This window comes from Aerococcus sp. HMSC23C02, assembly GCF_001806805.1.
GTDB classification, from domain to species: Bacteria; Bacillota; Bacilli; order Lactobacillales; family Aerococcaceae; genus Aerococcus; species Aerococcus sanguinicola.
The window spans coordinates 64,044-83,092 of record NZ_KV786040.1 but is presented as its reverse complement, the minus strand read 5'-3'; the positions used below and the strand labels follow the sequence as shown (position 1 = coordinate 83,092).

The window sequence follows — 19,049 nt, the reverse complement described above, 5'->3', positions numbered from 1 at the left end:
CTAAAACTTGCATTCAATTTCCTTAAAAGCGTCCTTATCCTAGTCACTTAAAAGTGCATGGACAAATTTTCAGTTAGAAATTTGCCCATGCACTGATCGTTTACTTAGTCTCTTTATAATATATTCCTATCATCAAAAATATTTTTCAAATGACCCAGATTTTTATAACTAATAGGAATCCATACATCATTTACTAACTTAATCAGCTTATCCTCTTCTTGGTAACTGTGGATATAATTTAAGTTAACCACATAAGACCGATGCGTCCGAAAAAAATGTTTAGACCATGTTTCAATATCTTTCAATTTTCCTGTAAATTCGACAATTCTTTCTTCTTTATTTTCAATAAAATGACACTTGATTTTCCGCGATCGATCTGAGGTTTCAAAAAATAAGACTTGTGCGGGGTGTAAAAAAATGACTTGATCTAATGTTTTTAGGTAAACTGGTTCTCTTTCTGTATCCTCCCCATCAAATTGCCTCAAATAATAGCTCTCTAAACATCCATAATACTGCTTCACATCTATCTCTGAACCTGATTTTAAAATAAAATCTAAAGGTTCTATATGATGCTTAATGATCTTATCTAGATTACTATCATCTTCCCCCATACAGACAATATAGCCATGTGGGTCCTGTTTTCTAACTTTTATTAATGAGTCCAATTGTTCGGATAGAGTATCTACAGCATCTAAATCAAAAAAATAAAGGGAAGAAGATAATGCTTCTTCAGAGCAGTTTGTTAAAAAATTTTCTATAACATCTTCTTGTACTGTAATTTCGATGTCCCAAGCGTTAATCATAATATAGCCTTTAATTATCTCAACAAGTTTTTCCCTGAAAACAGGATCTTTAATAAATACCGCAATTTTTAGCATGACTTCTTCCTCCTTTTAAGAAAAACTTATCATATTATTAAGCTATATTCAAACAATAACTAAATTTATGTAAGGGCTCAATGAAAATATTTTGCAGTTACTATTAAAGGCCTAGCCAGAGCGGCTAGGCCTCGTTAATGGGCTGATATTTAAGAGCTTGCTTGGGCGAAATCTTCATAGTCCTTGGTCGCATCTTCGCCTGGCCCCCAGCCGGGATAGAAGGTGCCTGAGCCAGTTTCTTGGGCATAGCGGACGGTATCTTCTGTTTGGTAGTAGTCAAGAATCTTTCTTAGGATGGGATCATCTAAGTCTTCGTGGCGAACGACGAAATTCAAACGGAAGAGCTTGGACGTGTTGGTGGTGTCTTCGAAGTAGATGGCAGCCTCCTTGTCCAAGCCCGCTTCACTGGCGATGGTTATCCCGGTCAGGATCAACTCTGTGTCGCCTAAAGCTCTCGGCACCTGGCCCCCGTCCATCTCGACAAAGTCTAGCTTTTTGGGATTGCTGGCGATGTCTTCCTTAGTCGGTACAGGACCAGCTGAATCTTTGAGGGTCAAAAGCCCCGCCTTCTCCAACTGGATGAGGGCATTGCCCGTATTGATGGGATCATTAGTCACCGCAATCCGCGCCCCTTCCGGCACCTGGTCCAGACTCTCGATCCCTGACTTGGCCCAGATCCCCATCGGTTCAACGGACAAATAACCCAGGGGAACCAGGTCTGTCTGGTGGGACTGGTTGAAGTCTGCCAGGAAGGGCGCATATTGGTAGGCATTGGCCGCAATATCTCCCTCCGCCAGGGCCACATTAGGTTGGACAAAGTCGCTGAAAACCACCGGCTCAATCCGGATCCCTTCCTCCGCTTCCAGGCGGTCTCCCACATGGCGGAAAATCTCCGCCGCCCGGTCCGTCGCTACCCCAATCTTATAAGTCTCCTGGTCCTTCTGCCCCGATTTACAGCCCCCGAGGAGCAACAAGCAGATCAGAGCCAGTAGAATCATTCGTATCTTTCGCATATTATCACCTCTCTACCTATTATATAGACTAGGGGGTGGGATGGGTAGGAAAGACTTGAAGAATCCTCCTCTCTTTCAAAGAATTAGGTAAATATTCCTTTCTAGTAGCGTCAATGATAAAAAATTATCATCGAAAAGAAAAACCACCTGACTTTTCATGCTCAGGTGGTTGCATCTTTAGCCAAAGAAAGCGTTTAGGACAAGGATCATTACTGCCCCAATCGCCCAACAAATGGTTGTCGGGATAGACCAAGTACGGATCTGGTCCTTAACCTTCTCATTACCGATTAATTCATTAAGTGTCCAGAAGTAAGAATCATTGAAGTAAGAGAAGAACATAGAACCCACACAAGCGGCCAAGGCAGCAAAGACAGGACTTACGCCCAGTGTCGCCATGATAGGGGCCGTAATCGAAGCGGCTGTCATGGCTGCCACATTCCCCGAGCCCTGAATGAAACGGACCAGGGTTGAAATAATTAGCGGCAAGAGAATTGGTGGGATGGCTGTGCCAGCAATGTAATTTGCGATCACATCACCAGCGCCAGAAGCATTTACAATCGTTCCTAGAGCGCCCCCAGCTCCCACTATTAGGAGGATCTTAGCCCCACCAGCAATGCCTTCGTCCATGAAGGCCAAGGCTTGGTCCCGGGTCATGGACCGGCTGAGGAAGATAATGGCTATCAGTAAGCTAATCCCCAAGGCACAGACGGGTTGGCCGAGAAAGGCGATACTTTGAACGATGAAGGAAGAAGACTCTGCTTGGGTCGCAAAGGTGCCAGCGAGAATCAAGAGAATAGGCACAATAATTGGAGCAAAAGATACCAGAGTGCCAGGTAATTCCTCTTGGTCCGTTTGTTCTTCGGCGATGTCATGACCCGTTAAAGCACGGGCTTGGTCGCCTTCAAGCCAGCCTTCTCCACTTTCATCGGGCAAGCGGTAAATCTGCTTGCCCATATAGCGGGCGTAGATCACAAGGGCAATAGCCATAGGAATGGTAATCACAATCCCCCAGAACATCATCTGAGCGAGGTCCGCACCAAAGATTCCCGCTGTCCCAATCGGCCCCGTCGCGGGAACCACAATGGAGTGGGTGAGAACAAGGCCACCTGCTGTCGCAATGGCTAAAGAGACAATAGACTTACGTTTAGCACGCGAAATTACCTTAAGTAGGGGGAAGAGAATAACGAAGCCAGGCACGCAAAAGATAGACATGGAGGTGATATAACCCGTGACATTAACAGCCATTTCTTCCTTACCATTACCGAAAACTTTGAGGAAACTACGAGCAATTCGCTCAGCAGCCCCCGATTTTTCTAGTAATTTCCCCATCATAACACCGAAACTGATGAGGATCCCTAAGTTCCCTAGGGTCGTCCCGAAACCTTCCTTAATTGTATTCACTGTTTCAATGGGATCCATTCCACCTAGGATACCCGTGAGTAAACTCGTAATAATCAAAGCGAGAAAGACATGGATCTTGGTCTTAGTGAGCATGAAGATCAAGAGGACCATGGCAAAGATTAAGGCGAGGATAATCTGTGTACTAGCTGACATGGTGAACACCTTCTTCTACATAGTAATTGCTGGCAATCTTGGTCGCTAAGAAATCCGCACATTCATAGAGGGTATATTCATCGCCAATTAAACCACCCTTGGTAATGATGCTCTTGTGGTCCAGGGCTCCACCCATGATGGTGCCGTAGACTGCTAAGGGAATGACTTCATCTTTGATTTGAATCCCCGTTGTTTCCGTCTTTTCTAGGAAGGCCTTGGTGATGTCCCCACCTGACGTATAGACGCCCCCGAGCTGGTCGCCCATGGCTAGGGCAATTTGGGACCCAATTTCTGCTACCTTATCGCTGATGCGTTCGGAAGCCTGGCGAACTGTCAATCCGGATTTCTTAGCCGCTTCCTTTAGATTCAACTTATCTTCTTTTTGCATCATCGTAGCCACGAGAAACATTTGATTATCATCTAAGTGTTGGAGGACTTTGTTTTTCACGCGATCAATTTCTGCTTGATCAGGGCCGTCATAGAGCAAGTCTTCAGCTTGGATTTTGACCACATAGGGCGCCAGCTCCGCCCGGAAACGCGCAATTTGAGCAATCGCAATGGTCGAGACCGAGCCAATGGTAAAGAGCATCTTCTGCTTGGTCTTAATCCCCGTTGTTTGGTCGGAGTTCTTAACTAGGTAGTAAGTAAAAGGACCGGGATCAACAGCAACAAAGGGAAGGTCCATAGCTAGGGTAGCCTGGGCGATGGTCTCAATATCTTCATTCGTGAAGGCATCGACGACAATGATCTCTGCCCCATTGTCCTTGAGAGCCAGCATGGTATCAGTAATTGCTTCTTGACCCTGCATAATCGTTTCAACCGTAATCACGCCAATTTCACGGTCGGTCTGTTCCCTAAAGATTGTTGAAATTTTGGAAGAGTCAACGGGTGCTGTCGGATCGTTCCGCACATCCGTGAGTTCTAAGGGCACTCCATCCACTAACATGTAATTCCCGATCACAATCTTTCCTGAATCGGGATAAGAAGCCACGACGATCGCCAGGGTATCCTCATCGAGCTGGTCTAAGATCGCATCGAGCTCTGCCCCACAATTCCCACGCATGGTGGAATCAATTCGTTTATTGTAGAAATCAACCTGGAGGCCTTTAACAGAGGCCATCTTGTCCACCACAGCTTGGTAGGCCGCTTCAGCTTCCATGCCTCGTGAATCCGTATGAACACCTAAAGCATCATAGTTCTCATAGTCTGCAATATAATCAGCATTATTAATTGTTCCAACTTTATAGCCGTTTTTAGCGAGCGATGAATTCGAGACATTAGCCCCCGTCATATCGTCCGCAATAATTAAAGTCCGCATAAATATCCCCCTTATAATTAAAGCGTTTACATTTTATTAGAATAGAAAAGGATGGTCCTGGGTAAAGACCGCGGCCCATCCTCTATACAAGTCTATGCACCTTCATGTGCTGCTTTGAAGCGTCCAGAATAGTGGCAAGCCAGACGAATCGCTTCATCCAAGCTAATCTCATCAGCCACACCTGTCCCCGCAATATCAAAAGCCGTCCCGTGGTCAACTGAAGTTCTTAAGAAAGGCAAACCATGGGTAATAGAAATCGTCCGGTCAAAGTCAACCATCTTCGTCGCGATGTGGCCTTGGTCATGGTAGAGAGAAAGAACCCCATCATACTTACCCATTAAGGCTTGGTGGAAGACGGAATCAGCTCCGATTGGGCCATAAACTTTGATCCCTTCAGCCTGCATCTCTTCCACAGCAGGTATAATGGATTCAATTTCTTCACTACCGAAGAGACCTCCATCCCCACAGTGCGGATTTAAACCAGCAATCGCAACGGAAGGATCTTCGACTCCCAATGTTTTAAGGGCATCCATGGTTCGTTTGGTATAATGCTTAATTCCTTCTTTGGAGATTAAGTCACAGGCTTCTTTTAAAGACACGTGCTTAGAATAGAAGGTCACGCGCAGGCCTTTGACCTCGAACATGGTTAAGGGTTCTTCGACACCTGTTAGGTCCTGCAAGATATCCGTATGGCCGAGTTGTTTAATTCCTGCTTCAGATAATGACTCCTTATTGATCGTTGTCGTTACCATAGCGGCTGCTTGCCCATCTTTGGCCAATTCGTAGGCTTTCTTGATATAATCGTAAGACGCTTGGCCACATTCGGCAGATACTTTACCCCATTCGAAGGTATCCATATTGACATTATCGAGGTCAAAAACATCTAAGGTTCCTGGCTCATACTTGCCTTCTTCAAAAGAAGTAATCGGGTGGATGGTCAAGCCCGTCTGACAAATTTCATCTGCCAATTTTAGGATATCAGCATCGCCAACAACCGCTACATTAGCCTCAGCGAAGACCTCCTCTTTGGCAAAAGACTTACATACAATTTCAGGACCAATACCTGCTGGGTCGCCCATGGTCAATACAACATATTCTTTAGTCATTATCATACACTCCTTAACAAATTTTGATTTCTAAGTGACTGATATCATGCAAACCATCCAAGTCAGCATCCTGACTGGTATACAACTTATCGAAGTCTGTCATAGGCGCATAACGCAAGAGGCTGCGCCGACGACTTTTTTCGCCTGTTGCCAGTAAGATACGATGGTTGGCGATTTCTAATGCCGAGGACTTGAGTGCCGCCTTCTCATTTGAAGTCGTATAGACCCCCTCTTTAGAGAAAGAATCGCAACCCATAATCGCCGTGTCTACACGGTAGGAACGTAAACGATCGACTGCAGCAAAATCGCGGCTTGTTTTCGATAGGTTAGATAACTCTCCCGCTAATAGAATCACCCGATAATTAGGGGCTTGGGTCGCTTCAAGTGCAATGGTTAAATCACAAGTAATGATTGTTAAAACATCATAATACTGGCGACATTTTGCGACCAACAAACGATTGGTTGTCCCATTATCTAAGAAGAGACTGTCACCAAGCGAAATATTTTCTAAAACTTCTTCCACTAAGCGGGCTTTATCTTCTTGGCGGGTATCTTGCTTCACATCCGGTTTTATCTCGGTGCGAATCAACTGATCAGGCCCCAACCAGATGGCACCGCCGAAGACCTTCTCAATCAAACCTTTACTTTCGAGTTCGTTTAAGTCCTTTCGAATAGTTACTTCTGAAACCCCGAATTCTTGAGATAATTCTTTAACGGTTGCCGATTGGCTCAGTTTCAGATAATCAGCTATCCGGTCTAAACGCTCCTGTGCTAACATTTCTTGTCCTCCTAATTCATATTGTAGACGAAAGTTCATTTACTTTCAAGTTATTTCTTTTGCTTTCTTTTATTTATTTTTTATCTTTGCTTTATTCATCTAGATTTATTTTATAATTTCTTTACCTTTCGATAAATAGGTTTTCCCATAATTTCATGATACAATAATTCTAGGAAAGTATACACTTAAGCAAACACTATCCAAGCCCCCTTTTCGACTGGGACTCGGGTAGTGTTTATCTTACAATTTATAGGAGGAATTTTAGAATGGATGAGAGTTACGTCGGGTCGATCGCCTTATTTATCTTATGTGTGATTTTATCCGCTTATTTTTCTGCTTCGGAGACAGCTTTTACGTCTTTGAATCGCATTCGTTTGCAAAATGAGGCAGAGAATGGCGATAAGCGTGCCCAACAAGCCCTCAATTTACAGGAAGACTTTGAATCCTTACTATCGACAATCTTGATTGGCAATAATATTGTGAACATCGGGGCGTCAGCTATCGCAACGGTGGTCCTCTTGGTCTGGTTCCCTCGCTATGGGGCGACCATTTCGACCATTGCGACAACGGTGATCCTCTTGCTCTGCTCAGAGATTACGCCCAAGTTAATTGCCAAATTGATGCCGGAACAATTTGCCAAGTTCTCAACCCCTATTTTGCGGGTGGTCATGTGGCTAATGACGCCTCTTGTTTGGTTGATTAACCTCTGGCAGAAGCTCGTCCAACGCATCATCCCCATCGAAAGCCAGGAAGGAATCAGTGAGGAAGAATTGCTTTCCCTGGTGGATGAAGCCCGGGTGGGTGGCTCGATTGAATACGATGAACAGCGCTTGGTCAAGGCCGCCATTAACTTCGACGACCGAACCGTTTCTTCTATTCTAACCCCTCGGATTGACCTGGTTGCCGCGGACGTCCATGACAGCGACGAAAGCATTGACCAGGCCTTCATGGAACATCCTTATTCGCGCTTGGTGATTTATGACGAGAATATCGATAATGTCCTAGGTGCCCTCCACGAGCGGGACTTCAACCGCTATCTGCGGGCCAAGCGTGAGCGCGGACAAAAAGTGGTCCTCCAGAGCATTCTCTCTGATGTCCTCTTCATTCCGCCTTCGATTAAATTAGCCAACCTCCTGCGCAAGATGCAGAAGCAGAAGGTTCATATGGCTGTTGTCCGCGACGAACACGGGGGCGTCATGGGGATTGCTACCATGGAAGACGTCCTGGAAGAACTAGTTGGCGAGATTTGGGACGAAGATGACGTGGTCTTCAATGACATCGACGTGCTCATCCCCCAAGAACACTATCAATTTAGCGGGGGCTGCGCCATCGACAAGGCTATGCCAATCCTTAACCTGCCCCTAGAAGAACCCGAACTCTTCCATACCGTCAATGGCTTTGTGGTCCACCACATCGGCAAGCTTCCAGAAAAAGGCGACCGCTTCAGCGTCGGCGACTGGCAATTCAAGGTCCTCGAAGAAGACCGCCAACGCGTCTCCATCCTCGACGCCATCCACCAAGAAAACTCGGAAGAAGAGGAAGAAGACTAAGTGAGCATCAGCACTTAAGTTTCTTTATTTTTTAATAAAAATGCTAATTAAATGCTTTTTCTTTAGCTATCTAATTATGAGCAGGAGCGAAGCATTGAAGTTGGTCCTTAGCCATGACCAAGCAAGCGAAGCGAATTACGGAACGTAGGCGTCAGCCGTAGGGTCCGTTTGAGTCTCGCTAGGTGAGAGCCCTTGGCTCGAGCCGGTGCCATGGCTCTTAAGGACCAAATTCAAAAGCGTAGCGTATGCTCATTACAATCGAAAAATACATATAAGAATAGGCAGTGAATGCAAGGCCATCCCTTCATTCACTGCCTTCTTTTGGTCTTAGTGCACTAAATCAGCTTATAAAGCCAAAGCTTGACGCAAGTCCTCTGCCATCGCCTCATACTCATCATCTGACAAGTATTTTTGGTCCAAGTTCATCGCAAATGGCGTCCCCCATTCCACTTCGCCTTCATACTTAGGCACCAAGTGGAAGTGGAGGTGGGACCCACCATCTCCGTAAGCCCCGTAGTTAATCTTGTCTGGCTTGTAAAGCTGGTGCATAACCTTAGCCACTTGGGCAATCTCAGCGAAGTAAGCATCACGCTCTTCATCAGAAATATCCACCAATTCACTGACATGTTCCTTGTAAGCCACAATCAAGCGGCCAGGATGGGACTGCTCCTTGAAGATAATCACCAGGCTATGGGGCAATTCGCCCACTAAATAGCCGAATTGAGCGAGCGGCTCGCCTTGGACACAGTAGCCACAATTTGGATCTTTAACAGTTTCTGTCATAAGAATCATCCTCCTTTAATTTAACTCTATTTTATCACTAATTCTCCCAAAATAGAGCAATTATATATTTTGGAAAAGGCACTAGAAAAAAGAATACTCACTCTATCAGCTCACTTTGAGCAATACCGGAACGCATACTCATAAGCACCACTTAGTATTTTTCGTTCTTATAGCGTTGGGGGATTGCTTAGCGATTCGTTTCATGAGCAGGAGTGGAGTTTGAAAGTGATCGTTAGCCGTGACCAAGCAAGGTCCAGACCGAACCCGACTAGAAGCGAATTACGTATCGTAGGCGCTAGCCGTACGAGACGTTTGAGTCTCGCTAGGCGAGGAACCTTGGCCCGAATCGGTGCTATGCTTTAGCCGTTGGAGCTTTAGCGACTTACGGATAAAGTACAAGACGGCTTTAGCCGTGTTGGTCCTCAGAACATTTAACGATCACTTTCAAGACGGAACGGATGCTCTTAGCACAACTTTATAAAAAAAGAGCAACATTCGATTTTTCAGAATGCCGCCCTTTAGCTCATTATAGCCAAGAATTGTAAAGTTTCGGCCTGTTTTCGGTAAGTATTGTGTAAATTTTAAGATTTAAATCAAATCACTTGTATTTACAAGTATAATCCGTTATGATAGATAAGTAGCACATATCAACATAATTTCAAAAGGAGATGGACAGGTGACTGAAGATGCCTTAACCATTTCCCATTTAATCTTTCAATTAGCAAACCTACAGAAGAAGTACCTCTTCGAACGCTTAAAGGAAGTTGACCTCAACCCGATCCAGGCCCAGACCCTCCATTATATCTACCGGGAGGCCGGACCTATCCAGCGTTCACTGGCGACCTATCTCGGCAAACACGAGGCCACGATCAGTAACATTTTGAATGTTTTAGAAGATCGTGGCTATCTTTATCGGCAAACGGCGTCAGATAATAGCCGGCAAAAGCAAATCTTTTTGACCGCTAGTGGCCACAAGCAAGTTGAGAAGATTAATGGGATTTTTAAAGATTTAGAAGCTGAGCTCTGTTCCGACTTATCCAAGGAGGACCGGGCCAAAGTATTGCAAGTCTTAACGGATCAACGCGACCAATTCGTAAAAAATAGAAAGAAAGGTGATCATCCATGCTTAAACTCTTAAAACGTGTGCCCAAATCGCTGATTATCCTCAGCGTCTTCTTTGCCTTCATGCAGGGGGTAACGGAATTGCTCCTGCCTACCTTGACTGCACGCTTGATTAATGACGGGGTGGCCCAGGGTAACTTCGATGCCATCTGGGGCGTTGCCGGGCAAATGTTTATCATGACCCTGCTCATTGTGGGTTCTGCCCTGGCCAATATCTGGTTTGCTTCCAAGGCTTCCCAAGGGCTGGGACGTGACCTGCGTAATGCCCTCTATGCCAAGGTGCAACGCCTGTCCAAGGATACCTATGATGAATTCGGGAACGCCTCCCTCATCACGCGGTCATCCTCTGACATTGTGCAGATCGAATTGACCACCATGATGGTTCTGCGGATGTTCTTGCTTTCCCCCGCCATGCTGATTGCCAGTATCACCATGGCCTACCAAGCCAGTCCGCAAATGAGCCAAACCTACCTGGCCACCATCCCTATCATCGCCATCGCTATCGGAATCGTGATCTATACCGCCTCCCCCCTCTTCCGCTCTATGCAAAAGAAGGTGGACCGGATGAACTTGATCTTCCGGGAAGGGCTGACGGGGGTCCGGGTTATCCGAGCTTTCAATAAGAATGAATACGAATCTGACCGCTTCCAGGAAGCTAACGATGACTACCGGCAGACCGCTATCGGCGCCCAAGTTCGCCTGGCCTTCTTAATTCCGGTCATGATGACCACCCTCAACCTGACGACCGTCTTCCTGGTTTGGTATGGCGGGCGTTTAACGGCCATCCAGTCCTTGGACATGGGAGTGATCCTGTCCTTTATCTCTTATACGGCGATCATGGGAGTCTCCTTCATGTTTATCGGTTTGATGTTCGTCCTGATTCCCCGGGCCCAAGTCTCAGCAGAACGGGTGAACCAAGTGTTGGAAGCGCCTGAGAAGATCCACTCACCTGAGAACGGTGGCCAAGTCCTCTCCCTGGATGAAGCTGGACAGATCGACTTCAACCATGTCCACTTCGCCTATGATGGGGCCGAATCCAATGTCCTCGACGACATCGACTTCCACCTGACGCCAGGTATGACCCTGGGGATTATTGGCGGGACAGGTTCCGGTAAGTCAACCATCGCTAACTTGCTCCTACGCTTCTACGACCGGTCGTCCGGCGAGATCCGGGTTAACGGCCACTTGCTCGAAGACATCAACCTCAACAGCCTGCGCCGCTACATCGCCTATGTGCCACAGAAGGCCAACCTCTTCCGCGGCACCATCCGCTCGAATATGTTAGCCGGTAAGTCTGATGCCACAGATGAAGAAATCTGGCGGGCCCTCGAAATTGCCCAAGCTGCGGACTTTGTTTCCAGCTTCTCTGACCAGTTGGACCGACGCGTCGAACAAGGCGGGTCTAACTTCTCAGGAGGTCAAAAGCAGCGGCTCTGTATCGCCCGGGCCTTGATCAAGCAATCGCCGGTCAATGTCTTCGACGATTCTTTCTCGGCTTTGGATGCCAAGACGGACGCCAACCTGCGCCAAGCCTTGAAGAACTTGGATGACCAAACCATCAACTTGATTATTGCCCAACGTGTCAGCACCATTTCCGACGCTGACTTGATTATTGTCCTCAACGACAACGGCAGCATCGCGGGAACTGGCAGCCATGAGAGCCTGCAAGAAGATACCCCAATCTACCGTTCCATCGTTCAATCCCAATTAAAGGAGGTAAGTGACTAATGAGTAAAGAAGTGAAACCAAGATCTACCTTTAGTGCCTTGCGTAAGCTGATTCGTTTTCTCGGCAGATACAAGTATACCTTCTTTGCCGTGATCTTCTTCTCCGTCTTCGCCTCAGTAACGGAAATCTTCGCTCCGAAAATTCTCGGGGGAGCGACCACTCTGATTGCTGACGGGGTTAGCCAAGGCCTCCAAGAAGTCAACGGTCAGATGCGCTATGTCATTGATTTTGAGGGAATTGTTAGTATCCTCATCAAAGTAGCCATCCTCTACCTACTAACCGGGCTGGGCCGCTACCTGCAGAACTTCCTGCTCAGTAAGGCCGTTCAAGGGACCATTTCCGAATTGCGCCAGGCCATGCGCGACAAGCTCAATCGCCTGCCTATTTCAACCCTAGACCAAACCCCGAATGGTGAGATCCTCAGTCGGGCCATCAATGATATCGAAAATATCGCGGCTACCCTGCAACAAAATATCTCCCAAGCTATCATGTCCACCACCCTCTTCATTGGTGTGGCCATCATGATCGTCTCCATCAGCCCTCGTATTGGTGGGATGATGCTCGGGGCCGTCGCTTTGACTATTGTGATGGTCTCCTTCATCACCCCCATCTCCCAGCGGCTCTTCGCCAACCAACAGCGGCTCCAAGGATCCATCAACGGTCTGATTGAAGAAGACTACAATGGCCAAATCGAAATCAAGGCCTTTAACCAACAAAAGCATAAACTGGAAAAATTCGAAGAAGAAACTGAAAGTTACTACAATACTTCACAGAAAGCCCAATTCATCTCAGGGATCATGTTCCCTTCCGTTAACTTTATCCGGAATGTGGGCTATGTCCTAATCGCCCTCGTCGGCGGGGTCTCTGTCGTCAACGGCCATATGTCTCTGGGGAATGTCCAAGCCTTGATGCAGTACAACCCCCAACTCTTCCAACCCGTTTCCCAATTATCGTCCATCGTCAACCAGATTCAATCCACCCTGGCTTCAGCAGAACGGATCTTTGAATTCTTAGAGTTAGACGATATGGAAATCGTGGAATCAGGCCTGGCTCCCCAAGAAAGCGACTATAAGGTGAGCTTCCAAGATGTTCAATTCGGTTACGATCCTGACCAAATGATCCTCAAAGACTTCAGCCTCGATGTCAAACCAGGACAGATGGTTGCCATTGTGGGACCAACCGGAGCTGGGAAGACCACCCTGATCAACCTTTTGGAACGCTTCTATGAGGTAAATGACGGGAGCATCCGCATCGATGGCGTCGACATCCGGGACTACAGCCGTGATGACGTCCGCCACCAGATGGGCATGGTCCTCCAAGACACCTGGCTCTTCCGTGGCAGCATCTACGACAACATTGCCTACGGAGCCCAGGGACGGGTCCCTGAGCCTGAAGAAGTCTACTCCGCAGCCAAAACCGCTCACGTGGATGACTTCGTGAAGAAGCTCCCCGATGGCTATGACACCATCATCAACGAGGATGCCTCCAATATCTCCCAAGGCCAGCGCCAGCTCATCACCATCGCCCGGGCCTTGGTAGCAACCCCCGACATCCTCATCCTGGATGAAGCCACGTCCAATATCGACACCCGGACCGAAAAACTCATCCAACAAGCCACTGACAAGCTGCTCAAAGGGCGGACCAGCTTCGTCATCGCCCACCGCCTCTCCACCATCCAAGATGCCGACCAGATCATCGTTCTCGACGCTGGCCGCATCATTGAGAAAGGCAACCATGACGAACTCATGGCCAAGCAGGGCTTCTACTACGCCCTCTACAACGCCCAGTTCAGCCAAGCCTCTTAGGATAAAAATAGCCTCATGCCTGACCCCTGTTCGAAGGGTGGGCATGAGGCTTTTTTGATACGCAAAAGCGCCAGCTCTTCTACATTTTTGTGAAGGCTGGCGCTACTTGCTTATTTGTTTTTAATATGATCTTTGTAGAATTTATCCACGAAGACAGCGATGGCATTATCGCCAGACACATTAGCTGCGGTCCCGAAACTGTCCTGGGTGATGTACAGGGAAATCATCAATTGGTTCATGGTTTCGCTGGTAATATTGATCATCGGTAGGAAAGGCAGGGCCGACATAATGGCACCCCCTGGCGCGCCCGGCGCCGCAACCATAGCCACGCCCAGCATCATGATAAAGCCGATCATAATCGAGAAGTCATGGGGCAGGTCATACATAAGCAGCAAGGTAGTTGCACAAGACGTAATGGTAATCATCGAACCTGCAATATGAATCGTTGACCCTAGCGGCACCACGAAATTGGCGATGTCTTCTGAAATCCCATTATTGGCCGCACACTTCAGGTTCACAGGCAGGGTGGCGGCTGAAGATTGGGTCCCCAGGGCGGTCATATAGCCAGGAATCTGGTTTTTGATCAACATAACCGGGCTCTTGCCGGCATAGGTCCCAGCAATTAAGAAGAGCAAGCCCACATAGAAGAAGTGGAGGACGAGCACCACCAGGAAGACCTTCCAGAAGACATTCAGGATCGAGAAGACCGAGCCGCTGTAGCTCAGGTTCACGAAATTACCGAAGATATAGAAGGGCAAGAGCGGGATAATAATGGTATTGAGTACTTTTACAATAATATCTCCAAAATCCGTAAAGATCTCATAGAGGGCCTGACCTTGGCCATGACCGCGCAGCCAGGAAATCCCCAAGCCCATAATGAAGGCAAAGATAATGGCGCCGGTCACATCGAAGAAAGGCTCCAGGGGAATGGTGAAGATGGGCTCTAAACCGGGCCCAGCCTGACTAATGTTAGCCACCAATTCCTCGCTAATAAAGAGCGGAAAGAGGTTAACCGAAACAAAATAAGCTAAAAGCCCACCGACCACTGTCGAAATATAGGCCGTCAAAACCGTAACCCCCAGCAGCTTCCCAGCCCCATGCGCGAGATCTGCAATCCCCCGCACCACGAAGCCCAGAATCATAAAAGGAATAATAAAATTCAAAAAAGAACTAAAAATAGCTGACAAGGTAGTAAAAATACGAAAGACAATTTCTGGAATAAAGCTTAATTGTCCCACAATAATCCCTAAAATAATAGCAATAACAAGTCGCGGTACAAGCCCAATCTTCCGCTTGCCGCCAATCCGATTTGACATAATTCTGCCCCCCAAACAAATGTGCCAAATTAAGCACAATATCACATTCTATTTAATAATCCTAGCAAATTCTCCCCTCAATTGGAATGCTTTTGCTTGATTATTTGAAAGATTTAATTTTGTAAGCGTTATAAAAGTCAGAATTCTCGACAAAAATTGTATATAAGGGTGTGAGCAAGAGCATTTAGCTTTGGATGCTTGGAGTAAGTCGGGATAAGGGCAAGCAAGGCTTGCACATTTCCGACTTGCGAAAGCACTCCAAAGCTGCTCTTGCGAACCCAACTAGGAAGGGTGTGAGGGAGCGCGGGTAGAAGTGGACCTCTGGAGCAAAGCAACAGAGAAGACTAAAAGTCTTCGGCGGCGCTTTGTGAAGAGGAGCTATTTCTGCTAGCCTGAACCCGACTAGGGTGTGAGGGATGGCATGCAACCCACAATCAACCCCCAGGAGTGTGGCTTAAAGACGAGCAAGCCATAATCAACCCCCAGAAGTGTGGATCAGCAGCGATCAAGCTTCACTCGAAGATCGGGAGTGTGGGTTGGCAGCGACCAAGCCACAATCATAAGGTCTGAGTGTGGATTACTAAAGCAAGTCCAAGGAACATATGGCACAATCAATGGTAAAAACATGATATAAGAATCAACAAGCTAGCCAAGACCTGGGCTAGCTTGTTTTCATTATGGTGAGTGGGAGCAGCTTGTCTAGTCGGTAGCCAATTTTTAAATGGAAGCGGAACTTGAGAGTAGATAAGATCTAACTTTCAAATAGATACGGCCTTTGAGAGTAGACAAGGGCCAATTTGCAAATAGACACGGTCTTTGTGACTTCCGGATGTCTTGCTTTTAAATGGACTTGATGTTTGCAAGTTGCCAGCTCCCGACTCACTAACACAGCCTCCATTTGAAACTTGCTCCCTCGTTCCCTGCACCCTTTTCCGCACAAAAAAAGAGACCGGAAATAGATCCAGTCTCATCCACTAAGCTTACTTGCCATGGGCTTCTAGAATAAAGCTTTGCCCATCTTCAATGGTGAATTCTAGGTTTTCTAGTTTATTGTAGAAGGTCTTCATGGTTGCTACGGCTTGAACCAGGTAGTCGTAGTTTTCTGGGAAGTAGTCCTTCATTTCAGCTAAGGACATGGGTTCCCCGCTGCCGATCACCACGTCTTCCCCCTGACCGCGGAGCAAGAATTCTCCTTCCAGGTCCTTCTCGTCTTGGTCTTGGTGGACCACAATGATGCCGGTCCCTGACTCTTCGCCTGCATTCCCAAAGACCATTTCTTGGATGATCACGGCAGTGCCTAAGTCCTCAGGCAGGTCGAGCTTATTTCTCTGCTCACGCATGTAATCAGAGTCCCAATTCTTATAGATGGCCTTAATCGCGTCAGCAATCTGGGTGGTGACAACCTGCGGGAAGGAAATGCCGACTTCTTCCGTGTAGACATCTTTGAATTGGTTGACGAGGAGGCGCAAGCGGTTATAGGACAAGTCCTGGGTCCGTTCGACACCTTCGTCAGCCTTGGCTTCATCTAACTTGGTCTGGAAGCAGTCGCGGTCAATCCCATAAATAGACTGGCCGTACATTTGCAGGAGACGGCGGTAGCAATCATAGGCGAAACGGCGGTTCTTGGTGCTCCGCGCAAGGTGTTCCACGTTCTTATCATTCAAACCCACATTCAAGATACTTTCGCGGTTCTCAGGAAGGTGGTGGGCTGCCCCGCTACGGATAGAGACCAGAAGGAGGTGGTTGGGATCGTTAAAAGACTTACCGGTCCGCTTCTCCAAGTCCTTAATGGCGTTCTCCAATTCCGCATCAATAGCAGGGCTCAGTCCTTGCTGGCTACCGGATAAGTAATTCTGACAAGCTGCGGTCGAAATAACGAAGCCCTTAGGAACATTCAAGCCTTCCTTGGTCATTTCAGCCAAGCTGGCCCCCTTAGCGCCGAGGCTCTCCACCATCTTCCCGTTAGCTTCTTTGAAATTATAAATATATTTTTGCAAAAAGATCCCTCCTCAGAAAGCGTTTCCTCTAAATGATTATACCGTTTTCAGGGAAACAAAACAATTATTTTTCACAAATTTAAGCCTGCTTTAAAAAGTCCAAGAGGTAGTCAACCAAACCCGGCCAAGAATTCTTGCGGATCTCTTCTTGATACGAGGCGGTCAGCCTGACGGGCAATCGCCTGGGCAATTGGGCTTGGACATGTAGAATACGCATAATTCTCTCCTTTATCTTCGTCATCACTTGTCATTATAGTATATTTCCCTGGACTTGAACAGTAAATTGTGAGCGCTCACACAACCCTGACGAGACAAGTGCCTTGACTAAGGAGATACGAACCCCCAAGCCTAACGTTGGACCTGCTTAAACAAAGCTTTCAGATCACTAATTTCCCCCGCTGTTAGCTCACGGTAATGTCCTTCCTGGAGGGGCTGGCGGTCGAGGGAGAGCGGGCCAATCGCCAGCCGCTCCAAGCGGGTCACTTTAACACCCCGGGCCAGGAACATCTTCTTGATCTGGTGGCGCTTGCCCTCATAGATGGTCAAACGAGCCTGGGAAGCTTGGCGGCCCACTTCTTCTATCAGGAGCTGGGCAGGCTGGCAGATATAGCCATCTGACCAGATAATCCCCTCCGCAAAGGCCGCTACATCCTGGTCGTCCAAGGGTCCGTTCACCCTCACCCGGTAGGTCTTCGCCATCTGGAAGCGCGGGTTCTCCAAAAGATAGTGCAGCTGGCCATTATTGGTCAAGAGGATGAGCCCCTGGGCATCCCGGTCTAAGCGGCCAACAATGGATAAATTAAGGCCCTGGAGTTCAGCTGGCAGGGTGTCAAAAATCGTAGGATAACGGTCATCGCGGCGGGCACTGACCAGACCAACTGGCTTGTAGAAGAGATAATTCTGGTGGCCTAAGTGTGAAGGCAGGTCTTGACCGCCAAGTTGAATCCGGTGCCAGGCGGGATCCACCAAGTAATTACCATTTCGCACGCAGTCACCATCGACGCTAACGTGCCCTTGGGCAATTTTTTGCCGGGCCCGCCGCGAGGAAAGCTGGCAAGTCTGCTGGATAAATTCTTGTAAACGCATGATAAACTCCTAAACTGTCGCAATTTATTTTAATTTAGCGTACACTAAGACCAAGACATGAAGGAGGTCTTTCCATGTATACGATTCGTAAACTAATGATTGAAGCAATTCCCTGCTATGAGTATAGCCCCCAAGGCCAAGAAAATAAAGCCCTGCCCCTGGTGATCTTCTACCATGGCTGGACCAATTCCAAGGAACAAGGTGCCACCCTAGCCGTCGAACTCGTCCAACGCGGCTTCCGGGTCCTCTTGCCCGATGCTTATGGGCACGGAGAGCGGGTGGACTTCGACCAACGCTTAGAACCCGCCGACTTCTTCCAAGTCCTCTTGCGCAATGTCCAGGAATTCCCCCTCATCAAGGCCTACTACCAAGACCAAGGCCTCTTGGATGACGTCAGTCTCAGTGTCTCTGGCCTCTCCATGGGCGGCATCACGACCTGCATGCTAGTCCGGGCCTATCCCGAAATCGACCAGGCCGGTGTACTCATGGGCACCCCCCAACTGGAGAACTACGCCCGGGCCCTCTGCCGCAACTACTTCCCCGAAGCCATCGAGGTCACAGACGAAGAGAAGGCCCAAGTCCAAGCCATCCTTGCGCAAATGGCCCAAGTCGACCTGAGCCAAGCAGCAGACTGCATCGCCGACCGCCCCATCTTCTTCTGGCACGCCGTCAACGATGCCGTCGTCCCCTATAACCTCACCCAAGAATTCTTCGACCACCACCAAGGAGACCACCCCCTCTACATGATCAGCGACAGCAAGGCCGGCCACCGGGTCCCCTACTACGCCTTCTACCTCCTAGCCGCCTACTTCCAGGCCTGCCAAAAAGCCCCCGCCGACCAAATCCAAACAACCTTCCTCGACGACTTCTACCAACGCTTCGGCCCAGACGCCAGCAACTATCATCCTTATCATATTGAAGGATAGTGAATTTAAATTAAATGGAGTTAATGAGCATCCGTTCCGCTTTTGAATTTGGTCGTTAAAAAGCCACGGCACCGGCTCGAGCCAAGGTC

16 protein-coding genes are annotated in these 19,049 nt (G+C 47.9%); 5 read left to right on the top strand and 11 right to left on the bottom strand.

Annotated features, from left to right (window positions below):
• Positions 1-113 precede the first annotated feature (113 nt).
• From HMPREF3090_RS01205 to HMPREF3090_RS01180, 6 genes are all read right to left on the bottom strand, one after another.
• Complete coding sequence (locus HMPREF3090_RS01205; RefSeq protein ID WP_067973310.1) at positions 114-878, bottom strand: response regulator transcription factor; 765 nt, start codon at positions 876-878, stop codon at positions 114-116.
• A gap of 149 nt (positions 879-1,027) precedes the next feature.
• Positions 1,028-1,891 (bottom strand): MetQ/NlpA family ABC transporter substrate-binding protein, encoded by an 864-nt coding sequence (locus HMPREF3090_RS01200; RefSeq protein WP_083272334.1) that lies wholly within the window; start codon positions 1,889-1,891, stop codon positions 1,028-1,030.
• A gap of 177 nt (positions 1,892-2,068) precedes the next feature.
• The gene (locus HMPREF3090_RS01195) at positions 2,069-3,445 is read right to left on the bottom strand and encodes a GntP family permease (protein WP_070485753.1); all 1,377 of its coding nucleotides are present in this window, start codon (positions 3,443-3,445) and stop codon (positions 2,069-2,071) included.
• Positions 3,435-4,763, bottom strand: coding sequence for a four-carbon acid sugar kinase family protein (locus HMPREF3090_RS01190; RefSeq protein ID WP_067973325.1), 1,329 nt, complete (start codon positions 4,761-4,763; stop codon positions 3,435-3,437). Before HMPREF3090_RS01190 ends, HMPREF3090_RS01195 begins: the two co-directional genes overlap by 11 nt.
• A gap of 92 nt (positions 4,764-4,855) precedes the next feature.
• On the bottom strand, positions 4,856-5,869 hold the full coding sequence (gene pdxA, locus HMPREF3090_RS01185; protein ID WP_101603780.1) for a 4-hydroxythreonine-4-phosphate dehydrogenase PdxA: 1,014 nt from the start codon (positions 5,867-5,869) through the stop codon (positions 4,856-4,858).
• A 13-nt stretch (positions 5,870-5,882) separates the two neighbouring features.
• Positions 5,883-6,647, bottom strand: coding sequence for a DeoR/GlpR family DNA-binding transcription regulator (locus HMPREF3090_RS01180; protein WP_067973331.1), 765 nt, complete (start codon positions 6,645-6,647; stop codon positions 5,883-5,885).
• Between the two features lie 266 nt (positions 6,648-6,913).
• Between HMPREF3090_RS01180 and HMPREF3090_RS01175 the strand changes: the two genes are divergently transcribed.
• Positions 6,914-8,197 (top strand): HlyC/CorC family transporter, encoded by a 1,284-nt coding sequence (locus HMPREF3090_RS01175; RefSeq protein WP_067973334.1) that lies wholly within the window; start codon positions 6,914-6,916, stop codon positions 8,195-8,197.
• Positions 8,198-8,542: 345 nt separating this feature from the next.
• On the opposite strand, the gene HMPREF3090_RS01170 is transcribed toward HMPREF3090_RS01175, so the two are convergent.
• A complete protein-coding gene (locus HMPREF3090_RS01170; RefSeq protein ID WP_067973340.1) occupies positions 8,543-8,980 on the bottom strand; it encodes an HIT family protein in 438 nt (145 codons plus the stop codon).
• Between the two features lie 676 nt (positions 8,981-9,656).
• Here HMPREF3090_RS01170 and HMPREF3090_RS01165 point away from each other — a divergent pair.
• Genes HMPREF3090_RS01165 through HMPREF3090_RS01155 form a run of 3 tightly spaced genes read left to right on the top strand, consistent with a single transcriptional unit; the run spans position 9,657 to position 13,635 of the window.
• Positions 9,657-10,118, top strand: a complete 462-nt coding sequence (locus HMPREF3090_RS01165; RefSeq protein ID WP_067973343.1) for a MarR family winged helix-turn-helix transcriptional regulator — start codon at positions 9,657-9,659, stop codon at positions 10,116-10,118.
• Complete coding sequence (locus HMPREF3090_RS01160) at positions 10,103-11,830, top strand: ABC transporter ATP-binding protein (RefSeq protein WP_067973346.1); 1,728 nt, start codon at positions 10,103-10,105, stop codon at positions 11,828-11,830. Before HMPREF3090_RS01165 ends, HMPREF3090_RS01160 begins: the two co-directional genes overlap by 16 nt.
• Complete coding sequence (locus HMPREF3090_RS01155) at positions 11,830-13,635, top strand: ABC transporter ATP-binding protein (protein WP_067973348.1); 1,806 nt, start codon at positions 11,830-11,832, stop codon at positions 13,633-13,635. The genes HMPREF3090_RS01160 and HMPREF3090_RS01155 overlap by 1 nt, the downstream gene beginning before the upstream one ends.
• Before the next feature lie 110 nt (positions 13,636-13,745).
• Here HMPREF3090_RS01155 and HMPREF3090_RS01150 read toward each other — a convergent pair whose 3' ends face one another.
• From HMPREF3090_RS01150 to HMPREF3090_RS01140, 4 genes are all read right to left on the bottom strand, one after another.
• Positions 13,746-14,951, bottom strand: coding sequence for a dicarboxylate/amino acid:cation symporter (locus HMPREF3090_RS01150; RefSeq protein ID WP_067973352.1), 1,206 nt, complete (start codon positions 14,949-14,951; stop codon positions 13,746-13,748).
• A gap of 980 nt (positions 14,952-15,931) precedes the next feature.
• Entirely contained in the window at positions 15,932-16,948 is a 1,017-nt protein-coding gene (locus HMPREF3090_RS01145; protein WP_067973354.1) for a PEP/pyruvate-binding domain-containing protein, read from the bottom strand.
• A 79-nt stretch (positions 16,949-17,027) separates the two neighbouring features.
• Positions 17,028-17,165 (bottom strand): hypothetical protein, encoded by a 138-nt coding sequence (locus HMPREF3090_RS09790; RefSeq protein ID WP_158444736.1) that lies wholly within the window; start codon positions 17,163-17,165, stop codon positions 17,028-17,030.
• Positions 17,166-17,296: 131 nt separating this feature from the next.
• The gene (locus tag HMPREF3090_RS01140) at positions 17,297-18,034 is read right to left on the bottom strand and encodes a pseudouridine synthase (protein ID WP_067973356.1); all 738 of its coding nucleotides are present in this window, start codon (positions 18,032-18,034) and stop codon (positions 17,297-17,299) included.
• Between the two features lie 74 nt (positions 18,035-18,108).
• Between HMPREF3090_RS01140 and HMPREF3090_RS01135 the strand changes: the two genes are divergently transcribed.
• A complete protein-coding gene (locus tag HMPREF3090_RS01135; RefSeq protein WP_067973361.1) occupies positions 18,109-18,960 on the top strand; it encodes an alpha/beta fold hydrolase in 852 nt (283 codons plus the stop codon).
• Positions 18,961-19,049: the final 89 nt, after the last annotated feature.

Coding starts and splice junctions, on each gene's coding strand:
- HMPREF3090_RS01150 (WP_067973352.1), bottom strand. CDS start 14,951: ATGTCAAATCGGATTGGCGGCAAGCGGAAGATTGGGCTTGTACCGCGA.
- HMPREF3090_RS01175 (WP_067973334.1), top strand. CDS start 6,914: ATGGATGAGAGTTACGTCGGGTCGATCGCCTTATTTATCTTATGTGTG.
- HMPREF3090_RS01190 (WP_067973325.1), bottom strand. CDS start 4,763: ATGCGGACTTTAATTATTGCGGACGATATGACGGGGGCTAATGTCTCG.
- HMPREF3090_RS01160 (WP_067973346.1), top strand. CDS start 10,103: ATGCTTAAACTCTTAAAACGTGTGCCCAAATCGCTGATTATCCTCAGC.
- HMPREF3090_RS01195 (WP_070485753.1), bottom strand. CDS start 3,445: ATGTCAGCTAGTACACAGATTATCCTCGCCTTAATCTTTGCCATGGTC.
- HMPREF3090_RS01200 (WP_083272334.1), bottom strand. CDS start 1,891: ATGCGAAAGATACGAATGATTCTACTGGCTCTGATCTGCTTGTTGCTC.
- HMPREF3090_RS09790 (WP_158444736.1), bottom strand. CDS start 17,165: ATGCGTATTCTACATGTCCAAGCCCAATTGCCCAGGCGATTGCCCGTC.
- HMPREF3090_RS01155 (WP_067973348.1), top strand. CDS start 11,830: ATGAGTAAAGAAGTGAAACCAAGATCTACCTTTAGTGCCTTGCGTAAG.
- HMPREF3090_RS01135 (WP_067973361.1), top strand. CDS start 18,109: ATGTATACGATTCGTAAACTAATGATTGAAGCAATTCCCTGCTATGAG.
- HMPREF3090_RS01140 (WP_067973356.1), bottom strand. CDS start 18,034: ATGCGTTTACAAGAATTTATCCAGCAGACTTGCCAGCTTTCCTCGCGG.
- HMPREF3090_RS01180 (WP_067973331.1), bottom strand. CDS start 6,647: ATGTTAGCACAGGAGCGTTTAGACCGGATAGCTGATTATCTGAAACTG.
- HMPREF3090_RS01205 (WP_067973310.1), bottom strand. CDS start 878: ATGCTAAAAATTGCGGTATTTATTAAAGATCCTGTTTTCAGGGAAAAA.
- pdxA (WP_101603780.1), bottom strand. CDS start 5,869: ATGACTAAAGAATATGTTGTATTGACCATGGGCGACCCAGCAGGTATT.
- HMPREF3090_RS01170 (WP_067973340.1), bottom strand. CDS start 8,980: ATGACAGAAACTGTTAAAGATCCAAATTGTGGCTACTGTGTCCAAGGC.